This is a genomic window from Bradyrhizobium sp. NBAIM14 (assembly GCF_020193895.1).
GTDB lineage: Bacteria > Pseudomonadota > Alphaproteobacteria > Rhizobiales > Xanthobacteraceae > Bradyrhizobium > Bradyrhizobium yuanmingense.
The window spans coordinates 1,013,259-1,025,112 of the sequence record NZ_JADYVQ010000001.1 but is presented as its reverse complement, the minus strand read 5'-3'; the positions used below and the strand labels follow the sequence as shown (position 1 = coordinate 1,025,112).

Genomic DNA, 11,854 nt, shown 5'->3' with positions numbered 1-11,854 from the left:
AGGCACAATTCCAGCTGCGCCAAAAAGTTCCCAGCTCGGCGGAACTTTTGTTGTCGTGAGGCGTAGACAGCCCAGCAGGGGAACCTGGGCCCCCCGCGTGATGCCTGACCTCAGGATTGGACCTCAAGGTTGGCCCAAAGACGAATGGAGTGGGGATGTCCCGTTCACAGGTAGTTGCTGAACACTTGCCGTTGTTGCGCAGGTACGCGCGGGCTCTGACAGGCAGCCAGGCCTCCGGTGACGCCTATGTCGCCGCCATGTTGGAAGCCATGCTGGGCGATCCGTCGGTGCTCGACGAGAACCATGGGCCCCGGGCCGGCCTGTTCCGGCTCTTCACCCAGATCTGGAATTCAGTCTCGATCAACGACGATGCCGAGGTGACGACCTTGCCGATGCCGCCGGAACGGCGGCTGTCGAACATCACCCCGCTGCCGCGCCAAGCCTTCCTGCTGCTCTCGCTCGAGGGCTTTTCGGAAGAGGAAGTCGCCTTCATTCTCGGCACCGATGTTGCCGAGACGCGCCGTCTTGCGGACGCAGCCGGACGCGAGATGGCCGCCGAGATCGCCACCGACGTGCTGATCATCGAGGACGAGACCTTCATCGCCATGGACCTCGAGAGCCTGGTGAAGAATCTCGGCCACAACGTCGTCGGCGTCGCGCGCACCCATGCCGATGCGGTGGCGCTGGCCAAGAACAAGCGGCCCGGCCTGATCCTTGCCGATATCCAGCTTGCCGACGGCTCGTCCGGCCTGGACGCCGTTAACGAGCTCCTGCGCACCTTCGAGGTGCCGGTGGTGTTCATCACGGCCTATCCGGAGCGCTTCCTCACCGGCGAGCGTCCCGAGCCGGCGTTCCTGATCTCAAAGCCGTTCCAGCCCGCGATGGTATCGGCGGTGGCGAGCCAGGCCCTGTTCTTCCAGCGCAACTCGCGCAATCGCACGCCCAAAGCGCCTGCGGCTTAACAAGGCGCCTGCGGCCGTCCCAATAGCGAAGTCCGGCGTGCCCAAGGCACGCCGGACTTTTTTCATGCCGCCGGCCCGCTTGACGGGCGCTGAATTTCGCCGCCCATAGCTCATGTAGCAGCTGCGCGTGCGACCACGCCAATCGGAGACGTGCCCATGGACCAGCAACTCCTCGATCGTCTCGCCATCCGCGATCTCGTCGAGAACTGGGCGGTGTGGCGCGATGCCGGCGACTGGGAGCGCTTTGCCACGGTTTGGCACGAAGAAGGCTGGATGTCCGCGACCTGGTTTCAGGGGCCGGCCCGGGATTTCATGCGGGTCAGCCAGGAGGGTTTTGCCAGGGGCGTGCGCATCCTGCATTTCCTCGGCGGCACCAGCATCGATCTTGCGGGTGCGCGAGCGATCGCGCAGACCAAGATGACCATCTCGCAGCGCGGCCTCGTGCACGACGTGCTCTGCGACGTCGTCTGCACCGGACGCTTCTACGATTTCCTGGAGAAGCGGGACGACCCATCAGGTATCGGCAAATGGGGCATCGTCCGCCGCCAGCCCATCTACGAGAAGGACCGCATCGACCCGGTCGATCCCGCCGCGACGCTTCGGCTCGACCAGGATGCGCTGGCTGCACTCCCCGAGGGCTACCGCCACCTCGCCTACATGCAGGAGCTGATCGGCTACAAGGTGAAGCGCGACATGCCGGGCCTGATCGGCCCCGAGGTCGAGAAGCTCTATGGCGAGGGCCGGGAGTGGCTGGCAGGAAAGGCGAAGTAGGCCCCAGATAAAAGTAAGGCGCGACTGGCATCACCACAGTCGCGCCCTACGTCGCCGGCTTATGGGGCAGGGGGGAATAGCCGGCTGCTGAGACGACTCCTGTGCGCGAAAGTCGTTCCAAGGCGCGCGAAATATTTTGCCGTCTGCTGCATTTTTCGCACACGGTTAAGTGATCGTAGCTGTCGAGAACCCCCGATCCTGCGGCGGCGTTGTTCCCGTGCCCGCCATGGGGCGAGGGATCGGCAGCCATGTCACAGATTCAAAAGGTTTTTTTGAGCGCAATTGCGGTCGTCGCCACCCTCGGTGCCGTGCAACTGGCCTCCGGGCATGATCTCGCAGACCGCTGGCAGGCGGTCGCCGACCTCCCCAGCCACGGTTCCACCGTCGCGGTGGGTCACAACGTCAACCGCACCGCCAAGGCAGACCGGCTTGCAGAGATCAAACCCGCAGCCGTTCCCACCCGTACCGTCTCGATGCGGCTGAACGACCTCGCCGATACGTCGGTGCTGCTGCGGGTCCCCGCCGTGATCGAGACCGGCAATGCCAAGACGCCGGTGCTGCTCCAGAACCAGAAGAAGCCTCGCAACAAGCCGACGATCGCCTGTGAGCCGATGGTCAGCTCCCTGACCGAGGTCGCAAGGCTGCTCCAGCCCGGCCGCTGCGTGACCTGACCCCCTCTCCGCGAGGGGTGGTTTGGCGGACCCAGACTTCACATCCTCTTGATCCGCCATTGCCTCGCGCTATATCCGGGTTCCCTCCCTTTTGTTTGACCGGGTAAGCGCATGACGACGTCAGATACGGCTGTGCATACGCAGCCTTTCCAGGCCGAAGTTTCCGAACTGCTGCACCTGATGGTGCACTCCGTCTATTCGGAAACCGACATCTTCCTCCGCGAGCTCATTTCCAACGCCTCCGATGCCTGCGACAAGCTGCGCTACGAGGCCATCGCCAGTCCCGCCCTTCTGGGCGAAGGCGACGCACTCAAGATCCGCATCATCCCGAACAAGACGGCCAAGACGCTCACGATCGCCGACAACGGCATCGGCATGGAGCGGCAGGAGCTGATCGACCATCTCGGCACCATCGCCCGCTCCGGCACCAAGGCGTTCGTATCCAAATTGAAAGAGGCCAAGGATGGGCTCGGCCTGATCGGCCAGTTCGGCGTCGGTTTCTATTCCGCCTTCATGGTCGCAGAGAAGATCGTCGTGATCAGCCGCCGCGCCGGCGAGAGCGATGTGTGGACCTGGACGTCCTCCGGCGGCTCCGGCTTCGAGATCGCCCGTGCCAGCGACGAGGAAGCGGCGCGCCTGACGCGCGGCACCGAGATCGTCCTGCACCTGAAGGACGATTCCAAGAAATATCTCGAGACCTACGAGATCGAGCGTATCGTCACCGCCTATTCCGACAACATCCTGTTTCCGATTGAGCTCGTGCCCGAAGACGGCGAGCCGCGACAGATCAATTCGGCGAGCGCGTTGTGGCAGCGCTCCAAATCCGAGCTCACGGCTGACGATTACAAGAAGGCCTATCAGCAGATCGCCTCTGCCTTCGACGATCCCGCGATGACGCTGCACTACCGCGCGGAAGGACGTTACTCCTACGCCGTGCTGCTGTTCGCGCCCTCGACCAAGCCGTTCGACCTGTTCGAGCCGAACCGCAAGGGCCGCGTGAAGCTCTACGTCCGGCGCGTCTTCATCACCGACGATGCCGACCTCTTGCCGGGGTACCTGCGCTTCATCCGCGGCGTGGTCGACAGCGAGGATCTTCCGCTCAACATTTCGCGCGAGATGCTCCAGAACAATCCGCAGCTGGCGCAGATCCGCAAGGCGGTGGCGACGCGTGTGGTGTCCGAGCTCGAAAGCCTTGCCGACAAGGACCCCGAGAATTTTGCCAAGATCTGGGACGCCTTCGGCCCGGTGCTGAAGGAAGGCATCTACGAGGATTTCGAGCGGCGCGAAAAGCTGCTCGCACTGTCGCGCTTCACCACCACGTCGGGCGAGAAGCGGTCGCTGAAGCAGGTCATCGCCGATTTCAAACCGAACCAGACCGAGATCTATTATCTCGTCGGCGACAGCATTGAGCGGCTGAAGTCCAATCCGCGGCTGGAAGCTGCGACCGCGCGCGGCATCGAGGTGCTGCTGCTGTCGGATCCCGTCGACGCGTTCTGGACCTCGATGCCCTCGGATTTCGAAGGCAAGCCGCTGAAGTCGCTGAGCCAGGGCGATCTCAATCTCGATTTGATTCCGCGTATCGACGATAAGGACGAGGCGAAGAAGGACGAGCCGGCTGCGGACGAAGCAGCCACCATCGCGGTGATCAAGGCCGCGCTGGGCGAGCGCGTCAGCGACGTCAAGGTCTCGACGCGCCTGACCAGCTCGGCCTCCTGCCTCGTCGCCGACAGCCAGGGTCCGAGCCGCGAGCTCGAGCGCATCTTGTCGCAGCAGAACCGCGGCATGAAGACCAAGCCGATCCTCGAGATCAATTTGCGCCATCCGCTGGTCACCGCGGTCACCAAGGCGCAGGCTGGCTCGACAGTCGTCGACGATATCAGCCTGCTTCTGCTCGAGCAGGCGCAGATCCTGGACGGCGAATTGCCGGAAGACCCGGCGGCGTTCGCGGCACGGCTGAACCGGCTGGTGTTGCAGGGGCTCGGCGGCTAGCGCTGCCTCGCAGCATCATTCGGACCGCCAGGTTGTCAGATCGCTGATCGCGCAACGCCTCTGGCGCTGCGCGTCTCACTCACCTTGACGTCATCAGGTCTCAGGAACAGTCGCGGACGGCGAGATGTTGTGTCATATGAAGCGACGTCACCAGTTCGAGGATTTCCCATGCGCTTGTCATTCCTCACTCTTACCGCGGTCTTCACGCTGCTGGGCGCAGCGGATGCCAGCGCGCAGCGATACGATCCGGCCTATCCCGTCTGCATGCACCGCTACGTCGGTGGCGGCCCTGGTGGCGGAGGCAGTGACTATTTCGACTGCTCGTTCACCTCGTTGGAGCAGTGCCGCGCCACGGCGTCGGGCCTTGCCGCGACCTGCGACCTCAATCCCTATTACGCCTTCAACGAATCGCCGCCGCCGCGCCGGCGTCCCAAGAAGGTGCACTGAGGCGAACGGGACCAAGGCCGGGAATTCTGTATTCATCGCTCTTTCGACCTGGTCACACCCGTCGGCGCGCTGCCGGCGGGTGCGACCTTGGCTGCGCGCTGCCGACAGTTAATCGCGCCCTAACCGGGTTTTACCTTGTCTCTTAACGCCTGGGTCAGGGCGCGCGGGCTAAACTGCCGGAAACCGCAGACCGCCCGAAAGAGTAAACAATATGACCACCGGCGTCATCGAGAAGCCGAAAGCCGCGCGCGCACCGTCGGCTTCCAAGATCTGGTTGAGGGCGATCGAGCTCACCGCGCGGATCGAAACGCTGCCGGGCCGCCTGTTCGCCGACGTCGTCGACGATTGGGCGCAGCGCCAGCCTAACCGCGTTGCTCTGGTGGCGGACGAGGCAAGCCTCGATTACGAAGGCCTCTCGAAGAGGATCAATCGCTACGCCCGCTGGGCGCGCTCGCTCGGCCTGTCCAAGGGCGATACCGTTGCGCTGATCATGCCGAACGGCATCGATTATATCGCGGCCTGGCTCGGCATCAGCCGCGTCGGCGGCGTGGTCGCACTGATCAACACCAAGCTCGTCGGGCAATCGCTCGCGCACTGCCTTGATGTCGCGAAGCCGATGCATGTCATCGTTGCGCATGAGCTAGCGGGGATGCTGGACAGCGCGGCACCTCATCTGAAGACGGCGGCAAAAGTCTGGACGCATGGCGATAGCCGCAGCGAACGTGCGATCGACGTCGCGCTTGCCGTTCTCGACGACGGCCCGCTATCGCCGGAGGAGCATGGCGAGGTCACCATCGACGACCGTGCGCTGCTGATCTACACCTCCGGCACCACCGGCCTGCCGAAAGCGGCCAGCATCAGCCACCGCCGCATCCTGAATTGGGGGTTTTGGTTCGCTGGCCTCACCGGCGCGACGCCGCAGGATCGGCTCTACGATTGTCTGCCGCTGTTCCATTCGGTCGGCGGCATCGTCGCGCCGTGCAGCATTCTGGCCGCCGGCGGTTCGGTAGTGATCGCCGAGAAATTCTCGGCCTCGCATTTCTGGTCCGACATCGTCCGGCACGACTGCACGCTGTTTCAATATATCGGCGAGCTCTGCCGTTACCTGCTCAAGGCCGCGCCCTCGGAATACGAGAATCGGCATCGCCTGCGGCTCGCCTGCGGCAACGGGCTGCGCGGCGATATCTGGGAGGATTTCCAGGCGCGCTTCGCCATTCCGCGCATCCTCGAATTCTACGCCGCGACCGAAGGCAATTTCTCGCTGTTCAACGTCGAGGGCCAGCCGGGTGCGATCGGCCGCGTCCCGGCGCTGCTCGCGCACCGCTTTCCTGCCAGGCTCGTCAAGCTTGACCCCGATAGCGGCGCGCCGCTGCGCAATGAAGAGGGCTTCTGCATCGCCTGCAGCCGCGGCGAGGCCGGCGAAGCGATCGGCCGCATCGGCACCGCGGACGAGGGCGGTGGGCGCTTCGAGGGCTACACCGATGCCGGCGAGACCGAGAAAAAAGTCTTGCGTGACGTCTTCGTCAAGGGCGATGCCTGGTTCCGCACCGGCGATCTGATGCGGATGGACGACAAGGGATTTTTCCATTTCGTCGACCGTATCGGCGACACGTTCCGCTGGAAGGGCGAGAATGTCGCGACCTCCGAGGTGAACGATGCCGTGCGCGATTTCATTGGCGTCGTCGATGCCGCCACCTATGGCGTCAGCATTCCCGGCGCCGACGGCCGGGCCGGGATGAGCGCGATCGTCGTGAACGAGGGCTTTGACATCAGCGCGCTGCCCGCCCATCTCGCGCAACGCCTGCCGGTCTACGCCCGCCCGCTCTTCATCCGTATCTCGCGCGAGCTCGACGCCACCGAGACCTTCAAGCAGAAGAAGGGCGAGCTCGCCCGCGAGGGATTTGACCCGGCCGCGGTCGCCGATCCGCTGTTCATGCTCGACCCGATATCCGGCGTCTACGTCGCGCTGGACGCGGAGACATATGCGGCCATCTCGGGCGGTACGATCAGGCTGTAGGGCAACCAAAATCGAGAGATAGGTCCAATTTTATCTGAATTGTCCAAGAAGCCATTTACTTCTGTCGGGTAAACAGACCGCGATGGGGAGGCGGTCAGCAAGAGCCGCCGCAACAACGAGATCGATAACAAAGCGAGCCAGCCATGTCGGTAAGGTCAAAGGTCATTGAAGCGATTCAGCAGATCGCCAAGGAGCAGCACGTCACGCTTCCCGCCCTCTCGGACGATCTGTCCCTGCATGAGACGGGCTTCGACTCGCTCGCCTTCGCCATCCTGGTCGCCCGCCTCGAGGACGAGACCGGCGTCGATCCCTTCACCATTTCCGAGGACGCAGCGTTCCCCGCCACGGTGGGCGATTTCGTGCGGGCCTACGAAAATGTCCCCGCGTGAGATCTTTGCACTTCGCGACCATCTTGGCGCGGAGCTGAAAGGCCGCACCATCTCCGATGCGCATGATGTCGTATCGCTGACGGGCATCCTGTCGCACACTGTTCTGGGCGGGCGGCTGCACGAGCTCTCTGGCCGTGCCGTGCTGCTCAAGCTGTCGGACCAGCTCCGGTCCGGCCTTGCCATGATCGAGCTCGACGGCATCGCCCGCCGCATGCTGTTGTGTCCGCCGGACCTCAACCCGGCGCATCTCGACGCCTTGATCGCGGATGCCGGGATCGATGCCGTCGTCACCGACGAGCCCGAACTCTGGGCGGCGTCCGGCGTGCCGCTGGTCGTCACCGCGCAATTGCCCCCGCAAGCCGCCGCGCCGGCCAAGACCGCGCGCGGCACCGAATGGCTGATGCTCACCTCGGGCACCTCGGGGGTGCCAAAGATCGCCGGCCATACGCTGGAAGCGCTGACCGGCGCGATCGTCGCCGAAGGCCCATCGCGCCGACCTGCACCGGTCTGGGCAACGTTCTACGACATCCGCCGCTATGGCGGCCTGCAAATCTTTCTCCGTGCCATCCTCTCCGGCGGCTCGTTGGTGCTGTCCGATCCCCGTGAGGCGCTCGCCGATCACGTCGCGCGGCTGAAGGCGCGCGGTGTCTCGCATATCTCCGGCACGCCTTCGCATTGGCGCAAGCTTCTGATGAGCGGCTCGGCCGCCCAGTTCGCCCCGGCTTACGTCCGTCTCTCCGGCGAGATCGCCGACCAAGCCGTGCTCGACGGCCTGAAGGCGGCATTCCCCCATGCGTCCGTCGGCCATGCCTATGCCTCGACCGAGGCCGGCGTCGGGTTCGCCGTCAATGACGGCCTGGAAGGCTTTCCGGCCGACTATCTCGGCAACCGCAACGGCGTCGAGATGAAAGTCGTCGACGGCTCGCTGCGCATCCGCTCGACGCGCACGGCTCATGCCTATATCGGCCGCAACGCCTCCGCGCTCACCGACGACGACGGCTTTGTCGACAGCGGCGACATCGTCGAGCTGCGCGGCAACCGCTGTTATTTCGTCGGCCGGCGCGGCGGCATCATCAATATCGGCGGGCTGAAGGTCCACCCCGAGGAGATCGAGGCGGTGATCAACCGCCATCCGGATGTGCGGATGTCGCGCGCGAAGTCGCGCAAGAGCCCGATCACCGGCGGCATCGTCGTCGCGGACGTGATCCTCACCGAGGGCACCGATCCGGCGCGCGCTAAAGAGATCCGCGACCAAATCCTGGATCTGTGCCGCGCCCAGCTCGCATCCCACAAGGTGCCGGCGGTCCTCCGCTTCGTCGAGGCGCTCGACGTCACCCCGGCCGGAAAACTGGCGCGCACCGATGCATAATGTTCTCGTCACCGGCGGCAGCCGCGGCATCGGGCTTGCGATCGGCAAGCGCCTTGTCGCGGCCGGCTTCAACGTCATCGCGGCGGCGCGGCGCGAAAGCGAAGAGCTCAAGGCGGCCATCGCAGCTGCCGACGGGCGCCTGCATTTCCGTGCCTGCGATCTTGCCGTGATCGATGCAATCCCGGCCTTCGCAAAGCTCGTGCGCGACGAATTCGGCCCGATCTACGGCCTCGTCAACAATGCCGGTCTCGGCACCGAAGGCCTGCTGGCCACCATGCACAATTCCGAGATCGAGGCGCTGGTGCAGCTCAACGTGCTGTCGCCGATCATCCTCACCAAATATGTGGCGCGCCAGATGATGGCCGACGGCACTGGGCGCATCATCAACATCTCCTCGATCATCGCGACGACAGGCTATAACGGCCTCTCCGTCTACGGCGCGACCAAGGCCGCCGCGACCGGCTTCACCCGCTCGCTGGCCCGTGAGGTCGGCAAGCTCGGCATCACCGTGAACGCGATCGCGCCGGGCTTCATCGACACCGAGCTCACCCACAATCTGTCTGAGGAAGGCCGCAAGCGCATTGCGGGCCGCAGCGCGCTGCGCCGGCTGCCGGAGACGGATGACGTCGCGCGCATGGTGGAATACCTTTTGGGCGAAGGCGGCCGCAACGTCACCGGCACCGTGTTCACCATCGATGCCGGGAACACGGCGTAGACGGAACCCGGCTGCCACAATTGCGTTGATCGTGCGCAATGACAGCCAGCCGGATTTGGTCGTAAGATGCCCCGCAATCGATTGGTTTACGTCAATCGATCTGCCCTAAACGAAGGGGAGCAGTCGATGGCCACTTCAGACATGACCGCTTCAAGCCGGGCCCTGAAAGAGCCGGTGCGTGTGAAGTCGGATGAGGTCCGCTGCCCGCCGATGTCGCATCAGAATTCCGGCGATCACGGCCACGAGGCGTATCCGCAGCAATTCGTGCGCCTGATCGGCTGCCACGACGTCCCTGCATCCCAGCTGCGCAAGCGTCAGGACGAGAAGCTGCACTAGCCGCTCACGGCCGCTGCTTCGGCAGGTCGATTCGTTCGTGTGAAAATTCCGGCGGCCCTTCGGTGAGGCGGCGAATGCGGCGCTCGCGCTCGTCTGGCGGCAATGCCGGATCGAGCAGTAACTCGATCTCATGCACTGCGATCTCTTCGATCTTGGTCGCGTCCGATACGACCGGGTGCGCGGGCGCGGAGACGGGGAGTGCCAACTTCAGCCCCAGCTCGATCAGCTTGCAGATCGCATCCGAGCGGGTCAGGCGGTGAGCTTCAGCCCAGGCATCGACCGCCTCCGTCAATCTTTCCGGCATCTTCACCGCGCTGATCGGGTCGACACCCGTGCGCCGGCGGACCGGAGAGGTGGAGTCCTTGCTGCTGAAGTCGGACACCTCGATTTTCCCATGCAACCCCTTGGAGCCGACCGACGATAGCCGCTCTCCCCGGATGGCCGTTTGATGCCGATCAATGATCCCGCCGAGGCATTGCAAGGCGGCCGCATCTTGTTGTCCGGGCCACTTTCGGCCAATGATCGAAAGGGGGCGCGAGCCAGCGAACCCGGATCGATCCTGCCACGTATCTTGCTTCGCATTCCAACAGTCCGGCAATCCCGATGAGCTCAGGCGAGTCCTTCTATGGCGGCATTCCCGTCTTCCGAGGCTTCACCAGCCTGATGGATCCTGCGCTTTATGCGCCGCTGCCGGACGACTGGAGCATCGGTGTTGCCGATATCGTCGATTCGACCAAGGCGATCGCGGCGCAGCGCTACAAGGCCGTGAACATGGCCGGTGCCGCCGTGATCGCGGCGGTGACCAATGCGCTGCAGGGGCGGGAATTTCCCTTCGTGTTCGGCGGCGACGGCGCCAGCTTCGCGGTGGCGCCAGACGACGTCGAGCTTGCCCGCCAGGCGCTGGCTGCGACCGCGACCTGGGTGCGCGAAGACCTCGATCTGACCCTGCGCGTCGCCTTGGTGCCGGTCAGCGTCATTCGCACACACGGCCTCGATGTGCGCGTCGCCCGGTTCGGGCCGTCGGCCAACCTGTCCTATGCGATGTTTTCGGGCGGCGGGCTCGCGTGGGCCGACGCAGCGATGAAGCGCGGCGAGTTTGCCGTCGATGAGGCGCCCGCCGGCACGCAGCCGGACCTTTCGGGCCTGTCGTGTCGTTTCGAGGTGATGCCGGCGGCGCGCGGCCTGATCCTGTCGGTGCTGGTGATGCCGGCGCGCGGCGTCGATCAGGTGGCCTTCCGCAGGGTGATCGAGGACATCATTCATCTCGTCGAGCGCAGCCCGGAGGGCGGCCGGCCGGTGCCGCCGCAGGGGCCGCCGCTGAAATGGCCGCCGCAGGGCGTGGAATTCGAGGCCCGAACCAGGCGCGGGGGTCCGCTGCTCGCGCGCAGAGCCAGCGTACTCGCCTATACGTTATTCGCCTATTTCATCATGCGCTTCGACATCAAGATCGGCGGTTTCGTGCCCAGCCTCTACAAGCGGCAGGTGGTCGAGAACTCGGACTTCCGTAAATACGACGACGGCCTGCGCATGATTCTGGACTGCACGCCGCAGCTCGAGCGCGCGTTGAACGATCGTCTCAAAGCCGCTGCGCGCGAGGGCATCGTGCGCTACGGCCTCTACCAGCAGGACGCTGCGATGATGACCTGCTTCGCGCCGTCGGCGCTGCGCAGCGATCACGTCCATTTCATCGACGGCGCGCGCGGCGGCTATGCCTCGGCGGCGACGGCGTTGAAGGCGATGATGGCGGCGGGTTAGCGCCCCGCGCGCGTCCAGGTCTCACCGCCGCAGAGCGCGCCGACGCAGCCTTCGACCCGCAGCGCGTCCGCGCCAGTCAGGCTGATGTTGCTCGCATAGGTGCTGCCGTCGTCCGCATTGTAGATCTGGCCCGACCATTTGTTCGGTCCCGTCGGCTCCATGCCGCTGAACAATGGCAGGCCGATCATCGGGCGCCTGGCGAGCGCGGGATTGGGATTTTTGCTGTCGGTGGCGGGCTGACCGGTCGCGCTGTCCATGGGCTCGCGCAGCCAGACGATGTGGCCGCAGATGCCGCCGCCGCATTTGCTGATCTTGACGCGTGCATCGCCCGCCTGCGTGAGCCAGGTCCCGTCGGCGCTCTGCGCATAGGCGGAAGGCGCACCGATCAGCGCAGCCAGAATGACGGTGAGAGCGACGAATCTGAATGTCATGG

Annotated in this window: 13 protein-coding genes; 11 read left to right on the top strand and 2 right to left on the bottom strand. The window is 64.7% G+C overall.

The genetic code is table 11. The features are described 5' to 3' along the window. The first annotated feature begins 155 nt into the window (after nucleotides 1–155). The 10 genes from I6F28_RS04790 to I6F28_RS04745 all read left to right on the top strand — a co-directional run bounded on the left by I6F28_RS04790 (nucleotide 156) and on the right by I6F28_RS04745 (nucleotide 9,666). On the top strand, nucleotides 156–962 hold the full coding sequence (locus tag I6F28_RS04790) for a response regulator (RefSeq protein ID WP_035997648.1): 807 nt from the start codon (nucleotides 156–158) through the stop codon (nucleotides 960–962). A 156-nt stretch (nucleotides 963–1,118) separates the two neighbouring features. Next, nucleotides 1,119–1,733: a nuclear transport factor 2 family protein gene (locus tag I6F28_RS04785; RefSeq protein ID WP_057028231.1), complete on the top strand. Its 615-nt coding sequence runs from the start codon at nucleotides 1,119–1,121 to the stop codon at nucleotides 1,731–1,733. 248 nt (nucleotides 1,734–1,981) lie between these two features. Beyond that, nucleotides 1,982–2,404, top strand: coding sequence for a hypothetical protein (locus I6F28_RS04780; RefSeq protein ID WP_036021311.1), 423 nt, complete (start codon nucleotides 1,982–1,984; stop codon nucleotides 2,402–2,404). 111 nt (nucleotides 2,405–2,515) lie between these two features. Next, a complete protein-coding gene (htpG, locus tag I6F28_RS04775) occupies nucleotides 2,516–4,393 on the top strand; it encodes a molecular chaperone HtpG (protein ID WP_225126507.1) in 1,878 nt (625 codons plus the stop codon). Between the two features lie 168 nt (nucleotides 4,394–4,561). After that, entirely contained in the window at nucleotides 4,562–4,840 is a 279-nt protein-coding gene (locus I6F28_RS04770; RefSeq protein ID WP_035997672.1) for a DUF3551 domain-containing protein, read from the top strand. 211 nt (nucleotides 4,841–5,051) lie between these two features. Further along, entirely contained in the window at nucleotides 5,052–6,857 is a 1,806-nt protein-coding gene (locus I6F28_RS04765; protein ID WP_036021317.1) for a long-chain-acyl-CoA synthetase, read from the top strand. A 143-nt stretch (nucleotides 6,858–7,000) separates the two neighbouring features. Then, nucleotides 7,001–7,246 (top strand): acyl carrier protein, encoded by a 246-nt coding sequence (locus tag I6F28_RS04760; protein ID WP_015688794.1) that lies wholly within the window; start codon nucleotides 7,001–7,003, stop codon nucleotides 7,244–7,246. Continuing rightward, the gene (locus tag I6F28_RS04755) at nucleotides 7,233–8,615 is read left to right on the top strand and encodes a class I adenylate-forming enzyme family protein (protein WP_225126506.1); all 1,383 of its coding nucleotides are present in this window, start codon (nucleotides 7,233–7,235) and stop codon (nucleotides 8,613–8,615) included. The genes I6F28_RS04760 and I6F28_RS04755 overlap by 14 nt, the downstream gene beginning before the upstream one ends. Continuing rightward, nucleotides 8,608–9,330, top strand: coding sequence for an SDR family NAD(P)-dependent oxidoreductase (locus tag I6F28_RS04750; RefSeq protein ID WP_109142372.1), 723 nt, complete (start codon nucleotides 8,608–8,610; stop codon nucleotides 9,328–9,330). Before I6F28_RS04755 ends, I6F28_RS04750 begins: the two co-directional genes overlap by 8 nt. Before the next feature lie 126 nt (nucleotides 9,331–9,456). Then, nucleotides 9,457–9,666, top strand: a complete 210-nt coding sequence (locus I6F28_RS04745; RefSeq protein ID WP_035997682.1) for a hypothetical protein — start codon at nucleotides 9,457–9,459, stop codon at nucleotides 9,664–9,666. A 4-nt stretch (nucleotides 9,667–9,670) separates the two neighbouring features. Here I6F28_RS04745 and I6F28_RS04740 read toward each other — a convergent pair whose 3' ends face one another. Beyond that, a complete protein-coding gene (locus I6F28_RS04740) occupies nucleotides 9,671–10,048 on the bottom strand; it encodes a hypothetical protein (protein WP_057028574.1) in 378 nt (125 codons plus the stop codon). Nucleotides 10,049–10,269: 221 nt separating this feature from the next. Between I6F28_RS04740 and I6F28_RS04735 the strand changes: the two genes are divergently transcribed. Continuing rightward, a complete protein-coding gene (locus tag I6F28_RS04735; protein WP_225126502.1) occupies nucleotides 10,270–11,421 on the top strand; it encodes a DUF3095 domain-containing protein in 1,152 nt (383 codons plus the stop codon). Here the strand turns inward: I6F28_RS04735 and I6F28_RS04730 are convergent. Continuing rightward, a complete protein-coding gene (locus I6F28_RS04730) occupies nucleotides 11,418–11,852 on the bottom strand; it encodes a DUF2147 domain-containing protein (RefSeq protein ID WP_035997687.1) in 435 nt (144 codons plus the stop codon). The two genes, I6F28_RS04735 and I6F28_RS04730, sit on opposite strands and share 4 nt — an antisense overlap. Nucleotides 11,853–11,854 lie beyond the last annotated feature (2 nt).